Source organism: Streptomyces sp. F001 (assembly GCF_004187715.1).
Taxonomy (GTDB): Bacteria; Actinomycetota; Actinomycetes; order Streptomycetales; family Streptomycetaceae; genus Streptomyces; species Streptomyces flavusporus.
Map to the genome: position 1 here is coordinate 104,710 of NZ_QZWF01000017.1, position 21,027 is coordinate 125,736.

The following is a 21,027-nucleotide window of genomic DNA, read 5'->3' on the forward strand; positions in this document are numbered from 1 at the left end:
GTGACCCTCGCCGTGGAGCGGCCCGTCGGGCAGACTGTGCGCTCCCGCATTTGCACCCTGATGCCCCCGTGTGTCGGTGGGGCATGCCACCATCGTGCGGGCGGTGACTGGTGATACGAGATCAAGAAGAGACGATGAAGCAGCAGGGTGTGCGGCCCGAGGACGCGGAGAGCACCTCTGATGCGTCATCGCGCCCGGACACCGCCGACGCGAACGAGAAGCCGGTGACGAAGGCCGATCCACCGAGCGGGAAGGGCGCGGCCCGCGCCGACGAGGCCCCGATCGACGAGGTCGAGGGCGACGAACCGCTGCTCCCCGCGCGCGTGCACCGCCCCTCCGACCTGATGCGACTCCTGGTCGGCGTGCTCGCCATCGTTGTGCTGATCGCCATCGCCGCGTTCGCGCACGGCACCACCTCGGGCCTCGAACAGGACATCAACAAGGGCACCGGTCAGGCACCCGACCTGCTCATCAAGATCGCGGGACTGGCGTCCAGCATCGCGATCCTCCTGGTTCCGGTCGCGTTCGCCATCGAACGGCTGATCAAGCGGGACGGACTGCGTATCGCCGACGGCGTGCTCGCGGCAGTCCTCGCACACGGGGTGACGCTCGCCACCGACCTGTGGGTCGCCCGGGCCGCCCCCGACTCGATCCAGGATGCGCTCACCCAGCCCTCCCCCGGGGACATCAACGCCCTGACCGACCCGGTGCACGGCTATCTCGCCCCGGTCATCGCATACATGACGGCCGTCGGCATGTCCCGCAGACCGCGCTGGCGGGCCGTGCTGTGGATCGTGCTGCTCCTCGACGCCTTCTCCATGCTCGTCACCGGCTACACCACACCGTTCTCGATCATCCTGACGGTGTTGATCGGCTGGACCGTCGCGTACGGCACGCTGTACGCGGTCGGCTCGCCCAACGTCCGGCCCACCGGTCGGACCCTGATGGCGGGCCTGCGGACGGTCGGCTTCCACCCGGTGAGCGCATCGCGCGAGGAGACCCCGGATGCCGCGGACAACGGCGACCGCGGCCGGCGCTATTTCGTCACCCTGGAAACCGGGCCACCACTGGACGTCACAGTGGTCGACCGGGAGCAACAGGCACAGGGCTTCTTCTACCGGGTGTGGCGCAACCTGACGCTGCGCGGTTTCGCCACCCGCCGCAGCCTCCAGTCGCTGCGGCAGGCGCTGGAGCAGGAGGCACTGCTGGCGTACGCGGCCATCGCGGCGGGCGCCAACGCGCCCAAGCTGATCGCCACCTCCGAACTGGGCCCCGACGCCGTGATGCTCGTCTACGAGCACACCGGCGGCCACACCCTCGACTCGCTGGCTGAGGAGGAGATCTCCGACGAGCTGCTGCGCAGCACCTGGCACCAGGTGCGGGCGCTGCAGTCCCGGCGCATCGCACACCGCAGGCTCGCGGGTGACGCCATCCTGGTGGATCGTTCCGGCACGGTCATCCTCACCGATCTGCGCGGTGGCGAGATCGCGGCCGGGGACCTGCTGCTGCGCATGGACGTCGCACAACTGATGACGACGCTCGCCCTGCAGGTCGGCGCCGAGCGGGCAGTGGCCTCCGCCGTCGCGGTGCTCGGCCCCGACGCCGTGGCCGACTGCCTGCCGATGCTCCAGCCCATCGCGCTCACCCGCTCCACACGCGCGACCCTGCGGCGACTGGCCCGGGAGCGCGCCGAGCGCGAGCGGGAGGCGGTGCTGGAGGCGTCGCGGCAGTCCAAGCAGGCCCGTGCGGGGGCGGCCGCGGAGGACAGCGCGGTCGTACCGGCAAAGCCCGACAAGAAGGCCGTACGCGCGCAGACCAGGGCAGAGAAGCGGGCCATGGACGAGGCCGTGGAGGAGGCGCGCGAGGACGATCTGCTCACCCAGATCCGGCACGAGGTGCTGCGGATCAGGCCGCAGGCACCGGTCGAGCCGGCCCGGCTGGAGCGGGTGCGACCGCGCACGCTGATCAGTTTCATCGCCGGAGCCATCGGTGCGTACTTCCTGCTGACGCAGCTCACGCACATCGAGTTCGGGCCGCTCGTGGCCAACGCCGAGTGGGGCTGGGTCATCGCGGCCGTGTTGTTCTCGGCACTCAGCTACGTCGCCGCCGCGATGAGCCTGCTGGGGTTCGTGCCCGAACGGGTGCCGTTCCCACGGACCGTGGCGGCCCAGGTCGCCGGGTCGTTCGTGAAGATCGTGGCGCCGGCCGCGGTGGGCGGTGTCGCGCTCAACACGCGCTTCCTCCAGCGCGCGGGGGTGCGGCCCGGTCTGGCGGTGGCCAGCGTCGGCGCGTCGCAGCTGTTCGGGCTGGGCTGTCACATCCTCATGCTGTTGGCCTTCGGTTATCTGACCGGTACCGAGAAGACACCGTCCCTGTCGCCGTCCCGGACGGTCATCGCGGGTCTGCTGACGGTCGCGGTGCTGGTGCTCGTGGCGACGTCGGTGCCGTTCATGCGGAAATTCGTCGTCACGCGCGTGCGGTCGCTTTTCGCCGGTGTCGTGCCGCGCATGCTGGACGTGCTCCAGCGGCCGCAGAAGCTGGTCACCGGCATCGGCGGCATGCTGCTGCTCACCGCGTGCTTCGTGATGTGCCTGGACGCGTCGATCCGCGCCTTCGGCGACGAGACCACGTCCCTCAGCATCGCCAGCGTCGCCGTGGTCTTCCTCGCCGGCAACGCGCTCGGCTCCGCGGCCCCGACACCCGGCGGTGTGGGCGCCGTCGAGGCGACCCTGACCGTCGGTCTGATCGCCGTCGGCCTGCCCAGCGAGGTCGCCGCCCCGGCCGTGCTGCTGTTCCGCCTGCTGACCCTGTGGCTGCCGGTGCTGCCGGGCTGGCTGGCCTTCAACCACCTGACACGCAAAGGCGCGCTGTAGGTCAGATCGCGGGTCCGCGCGGCAGGACCCTGCACGCGCACGTACGCCACAACGCCCACTCAGCACGGTCCCCTCATCGCACTGGACGTACCCGCATACGTCCCTCACCGCAACGACGCACCTGAACCACAACGCATCCGCACGCGCGCGTACCTCGTTCGGCCCACGTCCCGAGCGCCCGGCCCCGCGCGACCGCACGATGGATGCATGCCGAACCTTTCCCGTCTGCGCGCCGCCGCTCTGACTGCCACCGCCGTGCTGCTGTCCTCGGGGCTGGCGGGATGCAGCGACGACGGCTCCCAGGACGAGGACCTCACCGCCCAGGAGCTGAGCTGGAAGGCCTGCCCGGCGCCCGCCCAGGCCCAGGGCGGAGGCGAGGCCCCCTCGCCTCTGCCGGACGGCGGCGACTGGCAGTGCGCGACCATGAAGGCGCCCCTCGACTGGGACGACCCAGAAGGCGACACCATCGACATCGCGCTGATCCGGGCGCAGACCAGCGGCGCGGAGAGCCGGCGCATCGGCTCACTGATCTTCAACTTCGGCGGCCCCGGCGGCTCGGGCGTCACCACGCTGCCCGCGTTCGGCGCGGACTATGCGACGTTGCGCACCCGCTACGACCTGGTGAGCTTCGACCCGCGCGGGGTCGGCCGCAGCGCCCCGGTGTGGTGCCAGGACGACCAGCAGCTCGACGTCTACTTCCAGCAGGACGCGACCCCCGACGACGCCACGGAGCGCACCGAATACGTCGACAACGTCAAGGAGTTCAACGCTGCCTGCGAGAAGAACTCCGAGCGGATACTGCCGCACGTGCGCACCACGGACGCGGCCCGCGACATGGACCTCTTGCGCCAGGTCCTCGGCGACGACAAGCTGCACTACTTCGGCATCTCCTACGGCACCGAACTCGGCGGCGTCTACGCCCACCTGTTCCCGGAGAACGTGGGCCGGGCCGTCTTCGACGCGGTCGTCGATCCGACCGAGACCCCCGAACAGGGCTCCCTCGGGCAGGCCGAGGGCTTCCAGCTCGCGCTCGACAACTTCGCCGAGCACTGCGTGTCACAGGTCGAGGACTGCCCGGTCGGGAACAGCGCCCAGGACGTCAAAGCCCGCATCGCGAAGCTGCTCAAGGACCTGGACAGCAAGCCGATCCCGGGCATCTTCCCCCGCGAGCTGACCCAGACCGCCGCGACCAGCGGCATCGCCCAGGCGCTGTACTCGCAGGACTTCTGGGAGTACCTCACCGAGGGCCTCGAGCAGGCGTACGACGGGGACGGCCAGATCCTGCTTCGGCTGTCGGACTCCTTGAACGGGCGCAGCCAGAACGGCGAGTACAGCAATCTCACCGCGGCCAACGCCGCCATCAACTGCGCCGACGACAAGCCGCGGTACACCACCGAGTACGTGGAACGGAAACTGCCCGAGTTCCGGGCCGCCTCCGCCCTGTTCGGCGACTTCCTGGCCTGGAGCATGCTCAGCTGCACCGACTGGGCGGTGCAGGGCGCCGCCGACCATCCCGACGTCAGTGCGTCCGGGGCGGCGCCGATCCTCGTCGTGGGCAACACCGGTGACCCGGCCACTCCCTACGAGGGGGCGCGGAAGATGGTCCAGGCGCTGGGCAACGGCGTCGGCGTGGAGCTGACGTACCGGGGGCAGGGACACGGTGCGTACGACAGCAAGAACAAATGCGTGCAGGGCGCCGTGAACGCCTATCTGCTGGACGGGAAGGTGCCGGCAGCCGGGACCGTCTGCTCCTGAACCTGGCCCCGGATCCCGGGAAAGCCGCAGGTCAAAAGGTTATCCACAGGCCGCGGCGGGCGCGGCGCGGTCGGCCTACCATGGCGGGACTGCCGTTCGCGACCGAAGTGCGGGCGGCCCTGGAGGGGGGATGTGTTCATGGCACGCTTCGTACGGTGGACGGCTCTGACGGCCGCCGCCGCGCTGCTCGCGGCGGGCTGCAGCAGCGGCTCGTCCGACGACGGAAAGGGGACGGCCGCCTCACCCACCGGTTCGTCGGGCGAATCCACGTCCGGGCTGCCCTCGTCCCTCACCGCGCAGGAACTCGACTGGGGCGACTGCAAGGCCACCGCCGACGCCCCTCCGCCGGGCGACGACTGGCAGTGCGCGACGCTCGAAGTGCCCCTGGACTGGTCGAAGCCGGAGGGCACGACGATCGATCTGGCGCTGATCCGTGCCGAGGCGACCGGTGACGACCGCATCGGCTCCCTCCTGTTCAACTTCGGCGGCCCCGGCGGCTCGGGCGTATCGACGTTGCCGGCGTACTCCTCCACCGTCTCGGTGCTCCACGAGCGGTACGACCTGGTGAGCTGGGACCCGCGCGGCGTGGGCGGCAGCGAGGGCATCCGCTGTCGCGGCGACAAGGAGATCCAAGCCGCCGAGGCGGTGGACCCCACCCCGGACACCCCGGCCGAGAAGACGGCGTACTTCCAGGACGCCGCTGACTTCGGCAAGGGCTGCGAAGAGTCCGCCGGGAAGCTGATGTCGCATGTGTCCACCACCGACACCGCCCGCGACATGGACCTGATGCGGCAAGTCCTCGGCGACCGGAAGATGCACTACTTCGGTATCTCGTACGGCACCGAACTCGGCGGCGTCTACGCCCACCTGTTCCCGAAGAACGTGGGACGACTGGTCCTGGACGCGGTCGTCGACCCCAGCGCCGACGCGGTGGGCCACGCCAGGAACCAGACCCTGGGATTCCAGCGCGCGCTCGACGACTACCTCGAGTCGACGGGCCAGGACCCACAGCAGGGCTCGCAGAAGATCGCCGACTTGCTGGAGCGGATCGACGCGGAGCCGCTGCCGACATCGACCGATCGGAAGCTGACCCAGGCACTCGCGCTCACCGGCATCATCCTCCCGCTGTACAGCAAGTCCAGCTGGCCCGCTCTGACCAGCGCCCTGGAGGCGGCCGAGCAGGGCAACGGATCCGAGCTGCTCGCACTCGCCGACGCCTACAACGAGCGGGACGCGTCGGGCCGCTACACCACGACGACCCACTCACAACGGGTCATATCGTGCTTGGACGACAAGCAGCGGCCGACGCCCGACGAGGCGGAGGGGCTGCTCGCGGAGTTCGAGAAGATCTCGCCGGTGTTCGGGACGTTCCTGGGCTGGGACACGGCGGGCTGGTGCCACGACTGGCCGGTGGCTGGGCAGTTCGACAGCCCGGAGGTGAGCGCGCCGGGTGCGGCGCCGATCCTCGTGGTGGGCAACACCGGCGACCCGGCGACTCCCTACGAGGGCGCCCGCAGGATGGCGGACGAGCTGGGCAAGGGGGTCGGCGTGGTGCTCACCTGGAAGGGCGAGGGGCACGGTGCCTACGGGAGCGGGAGCGACTGCGTCGACTCCACGGTGAACGCCTACGTGCTGAACGGAACGGCACCGAAGGACGGCAAGGTCTGCTCATGACGTCGGCGGGGGCTCCGGGCACCCGTGGTGCGCGAAGCCCCCGCCGGACGGGAAGCAGGGCCGGGTCAGTAGACCGGCTTGTGCGGCTCGATCTGGTTGACCCAGCCGATGACGCCGCCGCCGACGTGGACGGCGTCGGAGAAGCCCGCGGACTTCAGGACCGCGAGGACTTCCGCACTGCGGACACCCGTCTTGCAATGCAGGACGATCTTCTTGTCCTGCGGGAGGCTCTCCAGGGCGGTGCCCATGAGGAACTCGTTCTTCGGGATGAGCCTGGCGCCCGGGATCGAGACGATCTCGTACTCGTTGATCTCACGGACGTCGATGATGTCGATGTTCTCGCCGTCGTCGATCCACTCCTTGAGCTGCTTGGGAGTGATCGTCGAGTCGGCGGCCGCCGCCTGGGCCTCCTCGGAAACGACGCCGCAGAAGGCCTCGTAGTCGATGAGCTCGGTGACGGTCGGGTTCTCGCCGCAGACCGCGCAGTTCGGGTCCTTGCGGACCTTGACCTGGCGGTACTGCATCTCCAGGGCGTCGTAGATCATCAGGCGGCCGACCAGCGGCTCACCCGTGCCGGTGAGGACCTTGATGGCCTCGGTGACCTGGATGGAACCGATCGACGCGCACAGCACGCCCAGGACGCCGCCCTCGGCGCAGGAGGGAACCATGCCGGGGGGCGGGGGCTCCGGGTAGAGGCAGCGGTAGCAGGGGCCGTGCTCGGACCAGAACACCGAGGCCTGGCCGTCGAAGCGGTAGATCGAACCCCACACGTACGGCTTGTTCAGCAGCACGCACGCGTCATTGACGAGGTAGCGGGTCGCGAAGTTGTCGGTGCCGTCGACGATCAGGTCGTACTGGCTGAAGATGTCCATCACGTTGTCGGCCTCGAGCCGCTCCTCGTGAAGGATCACGTTCACGTACGGGTTGATGCCGAGCACGCTGTCGCGGGCCGACTCCGCCTTGGAGCGGCCGATGTCCGCCTGGCTGTGGATGATCTGGCGCTGCAGGTTCGACTCGTCGACCTCGTCGAACTCCACGATGCCGAGGGTGCCGACGCCCGCCGCGGCCAGGTACATGAGGGCCGGCGAGCCCAGGCCGCCGGCGCCCACACACAGCACCTTGGCGTTCTTCAGCCGCTTCTGCCCGTCCATCCCGACGTCGGGGATGATCAGGTGGCGGGAGTACCTGCGAACCTCGTCTACGGTGAGCTCGGAAGCCGGCTCGACCAGGGGTGGCAGCGACACGGGGACTCCGTTGGTCGGTCAATCACTACAATTGTTCTCCCCGTAACACTGCCACGGCCTTTTTCATTCCGAGACACCCGTTCCGATCCGCGAGACGATTTCGTCCCAGTAGCCGGGCATGCCCTCCCAGGGGTCCATGCGGCCGCCGCGGTCCGTGCGGTCGGTGAAGTAGATCGTCGCGGCGCCCTGCCAGCGTGCGATGCGCAGCGCCTCGTCGAGGTGGCCGCGGGGTACTCCATGCACGAAGTGGCAGAACCGCTCGGGCGGATAGTCGGCGGTCCACTCAGCCGCCTGCGACCAGCGGTAGCCGCTCCAGGGACCCGAGAACGTGACGAGCTGGTCGGCGTTCTCGGCGTAGCCGGGATACGGGTGGGTGCCGTGGCCGAGGACGATGTGTGCATCGTCACGCAGCGCGCGCAGGGTGGTGACCGTGCGGCGGATCTCGGGGAGGCCGACGCGTTCGGCCGGGCAGCGGCCCAGGAGGAAGCCGTCGACCTGGTACCAGTCCAGATACCGGCGGGCGTCCGAGATCGCCTCGGCGAAGCCGCGGGCGCCGTACATCGTGTCGAGGTGACCCAGCACGCGGACCCCCGCATTGCGGAGGCGGCCGGCCGCCTCCAGGCAGTGGGGGTCGGGACGGGCGCCGGGGCCGTCGGCGACGTTGAGGACGACCCAGTGCAAGGGCCGGGGCGCGTGAGTTCGCCCCACTCGGTGGGGGCGAGAAGGGGGTGCGCATAGCCGGGGATGCCTAAGCCGGTGCGGACATCAGTGCCCGCCGTGGCCGCTTTGGTACTGGTCAGATACGGCATGCCGCCTCCATCCAGATGTCGGCGAGGGACTCCTCGAGGTTGATCCGGGGGCGCCACCCGAGCCGGTCGCGGGCGGTGCGTACGTCGGCCTGCTGCCAGCTGCCGCAGCCGTCCGGATAGGGGTACGCGACGGGGGCCGAGTGAGCCGTGTGGTCGGAGTCGCTGCGGTGGCCCAGGGGTTCGTGGCGGGGGTGGCCGAGCGGTTCTCTGGGGTGGCCGATGGACGGCCTCAGCGGGCCGGGTGGGCCGTCGAGTTCGTGCAGGGCGCCGCCGTAGCCGGCCACCCGGGCGAGGATCGCGGCGGCGTCGCGCAGCCGGACCGCGCGGCCGGAGCCGATGTTGATGACGCCCTGCGCGGCGGAGAGGGAGGCCGCGTGGACGGCGCGAGCCACATCGCGGACGTCGACGAAGTCGCGCTGGGCGCCGAGGCCGCCGAGCTTGAGCTCGCCGTCGCCGGTCTGCATGGCGCGCCGCATGGCCTCGGCGAGGCGGCCGAGCGGGGAACCGGCGGGAGTACCGGGGCCTGTCGGGGAGAACACGCGGAGGACGACCGCGTCCAGGCCGGAGCCGAGGACCAGCTCGGTGGCGGCGAGTTTGCTGACTCCGTAGGGTCCACCGGGCCGCGGTACCGCATCCTCCGCCGTGGAGGAACCGTGCTGGCTGGGCCCGTACTCGGCTGCGCAGCCGATCTGGACGAGGCGGGCGCCACAGCCGCTGCGGCGCAGGGCCTCGCAGACGGTGGCGACGGCGACGGTGTTGTGGCGGGTGAGTTCGCGGGCACCGCCTCTGGTCGCGCCGGCGCAGTTGACGACGACGCCGGGGTGGACGGCGTCGAGGAAGCGGGTGAGTGCGCCGGGGCTGCCGGACGCGAGGTCGAATCGGACGTCGGCGTCGTCGCCGCGACCGAGTGCGGTGAGTTGGACGGCCGGGTCGGCGAGCAGACGGTCGGCGACGAAGCGGCCCAGGTAGCCATTGGCTCCGATCAGCAGAACTCTCATCGGACGGCTCCCGGGGCCAGGTTGGCGGATCGGGAGGTACTCATGCGGTGTTCTCCTTCGAAGGGGTGGTGCGGTTGCCTCCGACGTCCGGGCCGGGCGCCTGCGGCGAGGGGTGAAGCGGGTCTGTCGTGCGGCATCGGCGGGAGGCCGCCTGCGGTGGGCGCGGCTGCGGCGCCTGCCGGGGTCACCACGGGCCGTCCGTTCGTCCGTGCGCCGAAGCGCGGGTCAGTCTGCGGAAGGCGTGCAACAGAAGGGCGAGGGCCGCTGCTCCACAGGCGAGGGTCGGGATGCTGCCGGGGCCCCAGGTGTCCAGGAGGGTCTGCGTCGGGATGCCAAGGACGTCGCAGTGCGGGAGGCGGCCGGCGAAGAGCGTGGCCAGGGCGGTGGCCTCTGCCGTGGCCGCCGCGGTGAGGAGCACGGCCGGGGCGTGGGTGAAACCGTGGATGGTGAGGAGCCGGGCGAGGAAGAGGAGGGCGCCGAGGGTGAGGGTCTGGGAGGGGGCTGCGGGGTCGTCCACGGTGGCGGCGCTGAGGGCGAGGAGGCCGGTCAGGGCGGCCAGGAACAGGGTGAACGTGCCGAGCAGCAGAGGGCGTACGGAGGCGGCGAACTCCTCGAGTCCGCGGCTGGCCGTCAGTTTGTGGCGCGCCCGTGCGGCAAAGAGATGGGCGCTCCAGGCCGCGGGGGCGCAGGCCAGGGTGAGGGCCAGGAGAGGGGTGATCGTGAGGGGCCAGGAGCTGTCCGCGGCGCCGGTCGGAAGGCCGTCGGGGCCTCCCGAGGCGGCGTCCTGCAGAAGTCCGTCGCCGAGGACGGCGTAGGCGACGAGCCAGCAGATCCATGGCCGGGCGCCGGGTGCCGGGTGTGGGCCCGGCCGAGCGCGGTTCGTGCCCAGGGGGCCGCGGGACAAAGCCGCGCGCAGGGCCAGGGCCACGGCCAGGGTGCCGACGGCGGCCAGCACGAGGCGTGCCCGGCCGTGGGTGAGGTGCAGGCCTGCCAGGGTCGCGGCGCAGAGCGTGCCGGGCAGCAGGGTGCGGACGATCCAGTCCGCGCGCGGCCGGGTATCTGCGGTCGGTGTGGGGCGCCGAGATGGGTCTCCGTCGCGCGGGACACGGGCGTACATCTCCTCTGCCAGGGAGAAGACGTCCCGGTGGCGGAAGCGTGCGGCGGTGCGGTCGGTGAGACCGTGCGCCTCCAGGCCGGCCGCGATCTCCAGGGGGTCCACGGCCCGTTCGCAGAGCTCACGGTGACGGCGCATCAGGACCTTCACGGGATCGGCGGCGCCACGGTGGGCGCCGAAAGTGCCGACGGCGTCCCGCCCGGGGGCGGCGGCAGCCTCACCCCCGGCTGCGCCACCGTGCGCCTCACCGACGCGAGCCTTCTGCCGCGCCTCGATTCCGTCGCCGGCCGGGGTGCGGGGGCGGTCGAGGTTCTCCAGGTCGTTCATCGGGCTGCTCCCGTGGCGGGCACGGAGAGTGGGGGGCGTACCGGGGGGCCGGCCGCCCAGCTGGGACCACCGCGTGCCACGACGCGCGTTGCGGCGTCGGTCCAGCGGCCGGGGACGCGGGCCTCTGCGGGGACGGCGAAGGGCTGGGGCTCGCCGGAGTCGTCGAGGACGACGCGGGGGACGGGGCAGCGCGAGACGATCTCCAGGTAGATACCGTGGAACGCCGCGACGTTCTGCTCGACGGTGAACAGTTCGAGCGCTCGGGCGCGCGCGGCGGCGCCCAGGCGCTCACGGCGCTCGGGGTCGCGCAGCAGCGCCACGCACGCCTCGGCGAGCGCCCGTGGGTTGCGCGGGGGGACCACGAGCCCCGTCCCGCCGATGACCTCGACCACCGCACCGACATCCGTCGACACCGTCGCCCGGCCGCAGAGCATGGCCTCGACGAGGCCGATCGGGAAGCCCTCCACGACACTGGACAGGACGATCACCGCGCCGGAGGCGTAGGCGTCGGCGAGGGTCGGGGCTTCCGGGCCGCCGATCTCCTCGAAGGAGACGGGGTTGTCGCCGACGGCGTGCGGGCCCTCCGCCTCGTCGGGAAAGAGCTGTGCGGCGAGGACCCTGCAGTGGGTCAGGTAGTCCGCGCCCTCGGCGCCGGCAGGCGCGCCGACGATCCGCAGCCGGGTCCGGGGCGTGCCCGGCTCACCCTTGCGGAGCTCCCGGACCTCCGCGAAGGCGTGCAGCAGGGAGACCAGGTCCTTGGTCGGTTCCACGCGGCCGACCCAGACCAGCGTGTCCGGCTCCGCGAGCTCCGGCGACTCCCCCACCTCCGCGAAGGGCCCGGCGTCCATGCCGGGGTACACGGTGCGCAGCTTCGTACGGTCGGCGCCGCAGCGTTCCTGCCAGCGGCGGGCGTGTGCGTTGCCGGGCGTGATGCAGTCGGCCTGCCGGTAGATCTCGGCGGCGAGCCGCCCATGGAAGGCGGCGAGCAGGGACCGTACGGCGGGCGAGGACTCCGTGGCGGCGGCCAGATAGTGCGAGCGCAACTGCACCCCGTACTCGGTCACCAGCAGAGGTACACCGAAGAAGTGACGGGCCAGCAGCCCGGTCAGGGCCGCCGCGCCGCCGGACGCCGCGTGGCACAGGTCGACGGAGCCGAGCCCGTCGTCCTCGTACCAGTCGAGCGAGAGGGGGCGCAGGGCGCGTTCCAGGTGCGCGGCGACGGCGAGCAGATCGGGCACCCGCGCCTCGTGCGCCGTGCGCGGCGCTCCCGGCGCGCGACAGGCGCGTTCCAGGACGCGTACGGCCGCTTCGGAGCGCAGCGCCCCCACCAGGCCGCCCTCCTCGCGGGCGAGTTCGGCAAGCCCGTACAGGGCGTTGGCGAAACGGTCCGCCTCAGCGGCGGGCGCATCCGCCGACGCCTCCCCCGAGGCCCCCGCGCACAGGACGCCCGCCAGCTCCCCGTAGCACTCGGCGAACCGCCGACGAGCGCGGCGTCCGTACGCCCGCCCGTCGCCCACCACCGCCCGGTCCTCCTCGGCAGTCCACAGCGGTGCCGTTCGCACCCGGACGACCTGCGACGGCAGCGGGATCCAGCCCTCGTCCTCCTGCCGCTCGCTGCGGCTGAGCGCGTAGACGTCGAACTCGTGCTGTACGAGCCCGCGCACGAGCCGGTCGCACCAGAGCCTGGCGTCACCGCCCACATACGGATAGCCACCCTCCGTAAGCAGTCCGATGCGCATGTGCACCCCCGATCTCCCGTATGGGGAGCCACCGTTGTCCGGCGACTCGCAGCGGGACGAACGTATGCGGACAAGCCGGTGGCGCGACGGACGGTTGTCCATCGCGCCACCAAAAGGGGTGAACGGTCGTAACTTTCCCGCACAGGGCGCGTTTCGTCGCGCTAGGAGATCACGCGGGCACGGAGGGCCACGTTCCGCGAGGTGTGCTCAACTGCCTGGGTACGGCCACGGATTGGCCTTGCAACTGATCCCCTCATGATCAAGGAATTTCGTCTGCTGCTGCATGACAGGGGCAAGGTCGCCGTCCTTGTCACAGGTGACGTGGCGGTAGCCGAGACGGTGGCCGATCTCGTGGTTGATCAGCATCTGCCGGTAGGCGTGGATCTCGTCGCCGTACGTCTCCGAACCCTGCGCCCAGCGATAGGCGTTGATCATCACGCGCTCGGTGGCGGCCGAGTCGCAGGAGACGTTGTCGACCGTGGTGTCCAGGCCTGACCTGGCGCACCAGTCGGCGGTGGTGCCGGGGCTGGCGAGGGTGATCACGAAGTCGGGTTTGCCGGAGTGGATCCGTTCGAAGGTACGGCCGCCGTTGTGGGCCCAGCTGCGGTCGTCGTTGAGCGTCTTCTGCACGGCTTGCGCGAAGAGTTCGCCGTCGAGACCGAGGCCCTGCTCCACGTCCACGCGGTACGTGTACTTCTGCCCCGCGCCCGGCGCCTTGTCGATCCCGGCGATCGCGTCGAACTCCCCCGAGCCGTCGAGCGTCGCGCTCAGCTCGTACGTCCTGCCCATCTTCTGTTCGTACGTCAGCGGCACCGCGCTCGGCGAATCGGAGGGCGTCGGCCGCCCGTCCCCGCGCGACGCGGAGTCCCGGGCGTCCCGGCCCTGGTCGGCGGCGGACTGCGACTGTACGCCGGTGTCGTCGCCCGCGTCCGTGACCTGACCGGCGACGATCACGGCCAGCACGGTGGTCACGGCGGCGGCCGCGATCCCGGTGAACGTGCGGCCCTTGGCGCCCTTGGCCGGGACGGGCTCGCCGGTCGGCGGCGCGTCGTCCTCGATGCCGGTGCCGGTCCGGGTGTCGGTGTCCCAACTGGTGACGGACGCGTACGGGTCCTCGGCGGGTGCGGAGGAGGCGGGCGTACGGCGCGTGAAGACGTCGTCGTCCTCGTCGAAGACGTCGACGTACTCCTGACGCGGGCCCGGGGGCAGGTCCCGCTGCCGCGGAACGCCCGGTCCGACGGCGACTCCCTGCCCGCCACCGGGCCCACCCCTCAACTCACCCCAGCCACCGCCCCCTTCACGCTGCTCGGGGTGGCCGCCACGGACCTGGGGATGCCGTGAGCGGGCGTGCCGTCGGGGAAACGGGGCGTGCCGTGGGCGGGGGTGCCGTCCGGCAGACAGGGAAACCCATGCGCCGGCGTACCGTCGGGCAACCGAGGCACACCATGCACCGGCGTACCGTCCGGCAGGCGGGGAAACCCATGCACCGGCGTACCGTCCGGCAACCGAGGCACACCAAGCACCGGCGTACCGTCCGGCAGACGAGGCACACCATGCGCCAACGTGCCCTCGGCATAACGCGGCACCGCATACCCCGCCGAGCCGTCCGCCATCCGCGGAACCCCACCCGCCGGCGTACCGTCGGGCAGCCGCGGAACCGCACGCGCGGGCGTGCCGTCGGGCATCGGCGTCTGCCGTCCCCCCGAGGGCCCCGGTGCCGGCCGGCGAGCCCCTTTGTCCGCGGCCGCACCCTTGGGTGCCGGGCCGCGGCGACTGTGGCGTCCCACCTCGCGCCTCAGCTCCCCGTACTCGCGGACTCGGCCCCATCGGCGGACGCCCGGGACGCCCCTGGGGGCGCGCCGTCGGATCCCACCTCCACGAGGAGCTCACGGAACGCCTTCGCCACCGTCTCCGGGTACTCCATCATCGCCACGTGCCCGGCGTCCGGGAGGGTCAGAAGCCGGGAGTCGCGGAAGGTGCGGGCGGCCTTCTGGGCCACACGGAAGCGGACGAGCTGGTCCCGGCCGCCGTAGACGAGGAGTGTGGGGGCGAGGACGCGTTCGGCCTGGCGCCACAGCCCGTGCTGGCCGCCCAGGGTGTACGCGTTGACGATCCCGCGCGCGGAGCGCGCCATCGCGTCCCAGAAGTACGGCAGTTGCAGGCGCCGCTCCATCTCCTCCACGGCGTTGCGAAAGCCCTCGTTCGACACTCGCCCGGGGTCGCCGTAGCAGAGCGTCACCACGCCGCGGACCTGCTGTTCCGCCGTCCAGCCGGTGGTCAACCGGGCAAGGAGCGGGACCACGCCCGGCACCCCCAGCAGCGCGGTCGGTACGGCCTTGCGCTGGATCCGGATCTCCGGCAGCGCGGGCGACACCAGCGTGAGCGTCCGGACGAGATCGGGCCGCACAGCGGCGACGCGGGTGGCGACCGCGCCGCCGAGTGAGTTGCCGAAGAGGTGGACCGGACCACGACCGGAGGCGTCCAGGTAACGGATGACCGCGCGCGCGTGCCCGGTGACCGAGTAGTCGCCGTTGTCCGGTGGTGGTGAGTCGCCGAAGCCCGGCAGGTCGACGGCCTCGCAGTCGACGTCCGCGTCGAGCAGTTCCATCATCGCCGACCAGTTCTGCGAGGAACCGCCGAGGCCGTGCACGTAGAGCGCGGGAGGCAGCCCCTCGCGCGCGGGAGGCCGCGAACGCACCGTGAGCGTGATGCCGGGCAGTTGGACCGACCGCAGCCGCTCGCCCTCCGCGACCCTGACGGGCGCCACCTTCGGGAGCACGTTGGCGCTGGGCACATACGGCAGCTCGGTCGAAGACATGCGGCAATGTTACGAGGTGATCACGTCGTGGTTCATGTGTTCGCCGTCACAGACACGCAGGACGGCACCGTATCTGCACAGACCGGCGGATGCGCAGCGCGTGACGTTCCGGACGCGGATCGCATAGCGTCCGGATCGGGTGTCTCCTAGGCTCGTAGGGAGGGCACCCGCGTGTGGCCCCTGCTTCTTCCAGGGACGTTCGTAGAAAGGGAGCCCACCATGGCCATTGACCCGACCGATCCCGAGACCTTCGAGAACGAGGACACCGAGGAAGTCCTGGAGTACGACGTCGAGGCCCCCGATGTCGACGCGGCCGAGCAGCATGCGGACGTCACCCCGGACCGTGACGACCCGCTGACCGGCGTCGATCCCGCCCGGGCCAACGAGGCCGACCTCGTGGAGCAGGCCCGGGTCGTCTCCCTCGACGAGGACGACTACCGGTGACCCGTGCGGACACCCAGTAGTTGAGGAGGAACGAGGCGCACTTTTGCCCGCTCTGCACCCGTTCGAAACCTTCTATGCGGCTTTCGTAGCCGTCCGGTCCGTGAAATTCTGCGCTCTCAGCGCGCACGTCACGGTTACCGAAAAGTACGATGGCCGCGCGGCGCACACCGCATGTGGACGATTTTGGGAGGCGGCGTGACAGCCATCGAGCAGACAGAGGCGGCACGCCCGCGAGGTACGCGCCTGCCGCGCCGTGCCCGTCGGAACCAACTTCTGGGCGCCGCCCAGGAAGTCTTCGTGGCCCAGGGCTACCACGCGGCCGCGATGGACGACATCGCCGAGCGCGCGGGCGTCAGCAAGCCGGTGCTCTACCAGCACTTCCCGGGCAAGCTCGACCTCTACCTGGCCCTGCTGGACCAGCACTGCGAGTCTCTGATCAAGTCCGTACGGAGCGCGCTCGCGTCGACGACCGACAACAAGCAGCGCGTACGAGCCACGATGGACGCGTACTTCGCGTACGTCGAGGACGACGGCGGCGCCTTCCGCCTCGTCTTCGAGTCGGACCTGACGAACGAGCCCGCCGTGCGCGAGCGTGTCGACAAGGTCACGAACGAGTGCGCCGAGGCCATCTGCGACGTGATCGCCGAGGACACCGGGCTGTCGCGCGCCGAGTCGATGCTGCTCGCCTCCGGCCTCGGCGGCCTCGCCCAGGTGGTGGCCCGTTCCTGGCTGCACAGCGACCGCAGCGTCCCGCGCGACCAGGCGGTCCAGCTGCTGGCCTCGCTGGCCTGGCGTGGTATCGCGGGCTTCCCGCTGCACGGCAACGAGCAGCAGCACTGAGGCCGGCCGGAGGGCGGGACGTTTTGTTCCCGTGCGCTGTTCGCTCCTGGCGTTCTTTGCGCGGAGGGTGCGCGTCCCCTCGCCGGGCTAATGTGTGCTGGTACGGCGCGGACGCCCGCGCACTTCACTGACCGTTCGGAGGGACATAGCCGTGGAGGTCAAGATCGGCGTTCAGCACGCGCCGCGCGAGATCGTTCTGGAGAGCGGTCAGAGTTCCGAGGAGGTCGAGCGCGTGGTGGCCGAGGCGCTGGCCGGGAAGTCACAGCTGCTCAGCCTCGTGGACGAGCACGGCCGCAAGGTCCTGGTCCCGGCCGACCGTCTCGCCTACGTCGAGCTCGGCGAGCCGGCCCCGCGCAAGGTGGGCTTCGGCGCCCTGTAGGCGGACGCTGCGGACAGACGCGAACGACCGGGCCCGGCGGCTTGCAGAAGCCGCCGGGCCCGGTCGTTTCCGCTCTCCGTTCGCCTCCACAAACGGAGCACATCTCGCTCACAGGGGTGGATTGGATTCCGCAGGTCAGGGGTAAGACGGGCTACGACCGTTTCGGGCAGGCCGGCCGTGTGGGAGGACCCTGACATGCTCCTGGAAGCGCTCAGCTCCGCGATCCTCGGCCTGGCCCTCGCATGGGTCTACGCCGTGCGCCTGCCGCATCGCCTTCCCGCCCGCCCGCTCGTCCTGTCGACCGGCGTCGCCGGAGCCCTCTTCGGCGCCTTCGTCACCCACAGCGCACTGGAGACCGGCGGTTTCCTGCCGATCCTGGTCGGCGCGGCGGTCCTCTCCGTCGCCTCCCTGTCGCTGCTGCTGCGCCCGGCGGGAAGACTCCGCCGACGCTCGGCGACGGCCTGAGCCGCCGCCGAGGCCGCGGTCGCGGGTGACCTCGCAACAGGCCCTAGGCAGCCAGGCCCAAGGCCGCCATCCGCTTGGTGTGTGCCTCGGTGATGCGGGAGAACATCCTGCCGACCTCGGCGAGGTCGAAGCCGTCGGCGACACCGCCCACGAGCATCGTGGACAGCGCGTCCCGCTCCGCGACCACCCGCTGGGACTGCGACAGGGCCTCGCCCATGAGCCGGCGCGCCCACAGCGCGAGCCGCCCGCCCACCCGCGGGTCGGCGTCGATGGCCGCGCGCACCCGGTCGACGGCGAAGCCGGCGTGCCCGGTGTCGTCGAGCACGGCCAGCACCAGGGAGCGGGTGTCGGAGTCCAGCCGTACGGCGACCTCGCGGTAGAAGTCGCTGGCGATCGAGTCGCCGACGTAGGCCTTGACAAGCCCCTCCAGCCAGTCCGAGGGCGCGGTCTGCCTGTGGAAGCCGTCCAGCGCGGCGACGAACGGCTCCATGGCCGCCGTCGGCTCCTCGCCGATCTCCGTGAGCCGGTCGCGCAGCCGCTCGAAGTGGTGGAACTCGGCCGACGCCATCTTCGCCAGCTCCGCCTTGTCCTCCAGCGTCGGCGCCAGCTTGGCGTCCTCCGCGAGCCGCTCGAACGCCGCGAGTTCCCCGTAGGCGAGCGCACCGAGCAGGTCCACGACCGCGGCCCGGTACTGCGGATCGGCGGAGGCGGTCGCCCAGTCCTGGGCGGCGACCCCGGTGTGTTCGGCGGCTTCGGGGGTCTCGGCGGCGTTGTCAGGCTTGTCAGAGGTCGTCATGAAGCGCACAATAGCTCGCTTGCCGCGCGGCGGAAGTCCCTGGTCAATCAGTGTGACCACGACGACGCGAAGGACTGCGTCCACGGGTGTGACGACGGCTACGTGACCGAATCGGCCATCGCATGTGCGCGAATCCGGGGTATGGTGGTAATGCGCCTGCTGGTACGACGCCCAATTTGTCGTACCTCGACAGGCCGCACGTATGAGGATGCCCGGTCGGTGGCCCGATCGGCTCCGACCCGACAGCCCTCCCTGACCGTACGCAAGTGTGCGTACGACGATCGGAGGGGCCCTCAGCGGTACGCAGGCTCTTGAGCGTTGGCAGAGGTCCCGTGTCCTACGGCTCGCCCCCCGCGGCAGCCGACGTCCCCGGCACGGTCAGACACGACCCCCGCGCTCGCCTCGCACCGCACACACAGAAGAGGCAGCACCCTGACTACGACGTTCCGAGAGCTCGGGATCCTCCCCGAGACCGCCGAGGCCCTGGAAGCCGTCGGCATCGTCACCCCGTTCCCCATCCAGGAGATGACCCTCCCCGTCGCCCTCTCCGGCACGGATGTCATCGGCCAGGCCAAGACCGGCACCGGAAAGACGCTGGGCTTCGGCCTTCCGCTCCTCGAGCGCGTCACCGTTCCTGTCGACGTCGAGGCCGGCCGGGCCAAGCCCGAGGCGCTCACCGACGCCCCCCAGGCCCTGGTCGTCGTCCCCACGCGCGAGCTGTGCACGCAGGTCACCAACGACCTGCTGACCGCGGGCAAGGTGCGCAATGTGCGCGTCACCGCGATCTACGGCGGCCGGGCGTACGAACCGCAGGTCGAGGCCCTGAAGAAGGGCGTCGACGTGGTCGTCGGCACCCCGGGCCGACTGCTGGACCTGGCCGGCCAGAAGAAGCTCAACCTGAACCACGTCAAGTGCCTGGTCCTCGACGAGGCCGACGAGATGCTCGACCTGGGCTTCCTGCCCGACGTCGAGAAGATCATCAACATGCTTCCGGCGCGCCGCCAGACGATGCTGTTCTCGGCGACGATGCCCGGCGCGGTGATCGGCCTGGCCCGTCGCTACATGTCGCAGCCCACGCACATCCGCGCCACCGCGCCGGACGACGAGGGTGTGACGGTCGCGAACATCTCGCAGCACGTCTACCGCGCGCACAACATGGACAAGCCCGAGATGGTCGCCCGCATACTCCAGGCCGACGGCCGCGGACTGGCCATGGTCTTCTGCCGCACCAAGCGCACCGCGGCCGACCTCGCCGACCAGCTCAAGCAGCGCGGCTTCGCCTCCGGCGCGGTCCACGGCGACCTCGGCCAGGGTGCCCGCGAGCAGGCGCTGCGCGCCTTCCGCAACGGCAAGGTCGACGTCCTCGTCTGCACCGACGTCGCCGCCCGCGGCATCGACGTCGAGGGCGTGACGCACGTCATCAACTACCAGTCCCCCGAGGACGAGAAGACGTACCTGCACCGCATCGGCCGTACGGGCCGCGCGGGCGCGTCCGGTACGGCGATCACGCTGGTCGACTGGGACGACATCCCGCGCTGGCAGCTGATCAACAAGGCGCTGGAGCTGGACTTCAACGACCCGCCGGAGACGTACTCGACGTCCCCGCACCTGTTCGCCGAGCTCAGCATTCCCGAGGGCACCAAGGGTGTCCTGCCGCGCTCGGAGCGTACGCGCGCCGGGCTCGACGCGGAGGAGCTGGAGGACCTGGGCGAGCCGGGCGGCCGCGGTCCGCGCGGTCGCGGTGGCCGGGGTGGCCGGGACGAGTCCCGTTCCGCCGACCGCGAGCGTCCCTCCCGTACGCCGCGCCGCCGCCGCCGTACGCGCGGCGGGACCCCGATGGACGCCACCGAGACCACCGGGGTCACGCCGGAGACGGACACCCCCGCCGAGGAGGCCGCCGCGCCGCGCACCCTGCGCCGTCGGCGCCGCACCCGTAGCGGCGCCCCGGCAGAGGCGACGGCCATAGCAGCGGCCGAGCCCACGGCACCCGAAGCCGCGGAGACCGCCGTGGCGACGGCCGAGGGCCCGGCCACCATGGGCGCCCCCGAGACGCTGGAGAAGCCGCGCCGCCGCCGCACCCGCAAGTCGGTCGAGGCCGCTCCCGCCGAGGCAGCGGCCGACACGGCCGAGGCGACCCCCGCGACCGCCCCGGAGACGCAGGAGCCCCAGCCGCGCCGCCGCACCCGCAAGGCCACGGCAACCGCCGAGGCAGCGGTCGACACCGCCGAAGGCACAGAGGCCAAGCCCCGCCGCCGTACGCGCAAGACGGCCGAGCCCGCTCAGACCGCCGAGACCGCACCGGCACCGGAGGCGGAGTCCAAGCCGCGCCGCACCCGCAAGGCCACGGCGACCGCCGAGGCTGCCGTCGACACCGCCGAAGGCACGGAGGCCAAGCCGAAGCGCACCCGCAAGGCGACCACCACCACGGACGACGCCGACGCCAAGCCCAAGCGCACCCGCAAGGCCACGGCGACCGCCGAGGCTGCCGTCGACACCGCCGAAGGCACGGAGGCCAAGCCGAAGCGCACCCGCAAGGCGACCACCACCACGGACGACGCCGACGCCAAGCCCAAGCGCACCCGCAAGGCCACGGCGACCGCCGAGGCTGCCGTCGACACCGCCGAAGGCACGGAGGCCAAGCCGAAGCGCACCCGCAAGGCGACCACCACCACGGACGACGCCGACGCCAAGCCCAAGCGCACCCGCAAGGCCACGGCGACCGCCGAGGCTGCCGTCGACACCGCCGAAGGCA

General features: G+C 71.5%; 15 protein-coding genes and 1 pseudogene. 8 read left to right on the plus strand and 8 right to left on the minus strand.

Annotated elements, in window-relative coordinates; genetic code table 11:
- Positions 1-134: 134 nt before the first annotated feature.
- The 3 genes from StrepF001_RS35420 to StrepF001_RS35430 all read left to right on the plus strand — a co-directional run bounded on the left by StrepF001_RS35420 (position 135) and on the right by StrepF001_RS35430 (position 6,302).
- Positions 135-2,873 carry a lysylphosphatidylglycerol synthase transmembrane domain-containing protein gene (locus StrepF001_RS35420; protein ID WP_206307033.1) on the plus strand — a complete coding sequence of 913 codons (2,739 nt, stop codon included), beginning with the start codon at positions 135-137 and terminating at the stop codon, positions 2,871-2,873.
- Positions 2,874-3,080: 207 nt separating this feature from the next.
- Complete coding sequence (locus tag StrepF001_RS35425) at positions 3,081-4,628, plus strand: alpha/beta fold hydrolase (RefSeq protein WP_129802269.1); 1,548 nt, start codon at positions 3,081-3,083, stop codon at positions 4,626-4,628.
- Between the two features lie 138 nt (positions 4,629-4,766).
- Positions 4,767-6,302 (plus strand): alpha/beta hydrolase, encoded by a 1,536-nt coding sequence (locus tag StrepF001_RS35430; protein WP_129802270.1) that lies wholly within the window; start codon positions 4,767-4,769, stop codon positions 6,300-6,302.
- A gap of 65 nt (positions 6,303-6,367) precedes the next feature.
- Here StrepF001_RS35430 and moeZ read toward each other — a convergent pair whose 3' ends face one another.
- The 7 genes and pseudogenes from moeZ to StrepF001_RS35465 all read right to left on the minus strand — a co-directional run bounded on the left by moeZ (position 6,368) and on the right by StrepF001_RS35465 (position 15,351).
- Positions 6,368-7,546 (minus strand): adenylyltransferase/sulfurtransferase MoeZ, encoded by a 1,179-nt coding sequence (gene moeZ, locus StrepF001_RS35435; protein WP_129802271.1) that lies wholly within the window; start codon positions 7,544-7,546, stop codon positions 6,368-6,370.
- A gap of 63 nt (positions 7,547-7,609) precedes the next feature.
- Positions 7,610-8,355: pseudogene (locus StrepF001_RS35440) on the minus strand (spherulation-specific family 4 protein).
- Positions 8,343-9,353, minus strand: a complete 1,011-nt coding sequence (locus StrepF001_RS35445) for an NAD-dependent epimerase/dehydratase family protein (protein WP_129802272.1) — start codon at positions 9,351-9,353, stop codon at positions 8,343-8,345. The pseudogene StrepF001_RS35440 and the gene StrepF001_RS35445 overlap by 13 nt, the downstream one beginning before the upstream one ends.
- A 184-nt stretch (positions 9,354-9,537) precedes the next feature.
- Positions 9,538-10,794, minus strand: a complete 1,257-nt coding sequence (locus tag StrepF001_RS35450) for a hypothetical protein (RefSeq protein ID WP_240797815.1) — start codon at positions 10,792-10,794, stop codon at positions 9,538-9,540.
- Positions 10,791-12,533: a DUF3492 domain-containing protein gene (locus StrepF001_RS35455; RefSeq protein ID WP_129802292.1), complete on the minus strand. Its 1,743-nt coding sequence runs from the start codon at positions 12,531-12,533 to the stop codon at positions 10,791-10,793. Before StrepF001_RS35455 ends, StrepF001_RS35450 begins: the two co-directional genes overlap by 4 nt.
- A 207-nt stretch (positions 12,534-12,740) precedes the next feature.
- Positions 12,741-13,808: a DUF3152 domain-containing protein gene (locus StrepF001_RS35460; protein WP_240797816.1), complete on the minus strand. Its 1,068-nt coding sequence runs from the start codon at positions 13,806-13,808 to the stop codon at positions 12,741-12,743.
- Positions 13,809-14,328: 520 nt separating this feature from the next.
- Complete coding sequence (locus StrepF001_RS35465) at positions 14,329-15,351, minus strand: alpha/beta hydrolase (RefSeq protein WP_129802274.1); 1,023 nt, start codon at positions 15,349-15,351, stop codon at positions 14,329-14,331.
- A 219-nt stretch (positions 15,352-15,570) separates the two neighbouring features.
- Between StrepF001_RS35465 and StrepF001_RS35470 the strand changes: the two genes are divergently transcribed.
- The 4 genes from StrepF001_RS35470 (at position 15,571) to StrepF001_RS35485 (ending at position 17,479) form a co-directional block, all read left to right on the plus strand.
- Complete coding sequence (locus StrepF001_RS35470) at positions 15,571-15,795, plus strand: hypothetical protein (RefSeq protein WP_129802275.1); 225 nt, start codon at positions 15,571-15,573, stop codon at positions 15,793-15,795.
- Positions 15,796-15,990: 195 nt separating this feature from the next.
- The gene (locus tag StrepF001_RS35475) at positions 15,991-16,635 is read left to right on the plus strand and encodes a TetR/AcrR family transcriptional regulator (protein ID WP_129802276.1); all 645 of its coding nucleotides are present in this window, start codon (positions 15,991-15,993) and stop codon (positions 16,633-16,635) included.
- A 151-nt stretch (positions 16,636-16,786) separates the two neighbouring features.
- Positions 16,787-17,014: a DUF3107 domain-containing protein gene (locus StrepF001_RS35480; RefSeq protein WP_129802277.1), complete on the plus strand. Its 228-nt coding sequence runs from the start codon at positions 16,787-16,789 to the stop codon at positions 17,012-17,014.
- 195 nt (positions 17,015-17,209) lie between these two features.
- Entirely contained in the window at positions 17,210-17,479 is a 270-nt protein-coding gene (locus StrepF001_RS35485; RefSeq protein ID WP_129802278.1) for a hypothetical protein, read from the plus strand.
- A gap of 43 nt (positions 17,480-17,522) precedes the next feature.
- Here StrepF001_RS35485 and StrepF001_RS35490 read toward each other — a convergent pair whose 3' ends face one another.
- Positions 17,523-18,275 (minus strand): ferritin-like fold-containing protein, encoded by a 753-nt coding sequence (locus tag StrepF001_RS35490; protein ID WP_206307034.1) that lies wholly within the window; start codon positions 18,273-18,275, stop codon positions 17,523-17,525.
- A 525-nt stretch (positions 18,276-18,800) separates the two neighbouring features.
- On the opposite strand from StrepF001_RS35490, the gene StrepF001_RS35495 reads away from it, so the two are divergent.
- Positions 18,801-21,027 (plus strand): DEAD/DEAH box helicase (locus StrepF001_RS35495; RefSeq protein WP_240797817.1); only part of this gene is annotated, 2,227 nt, incomplete at its 3' end.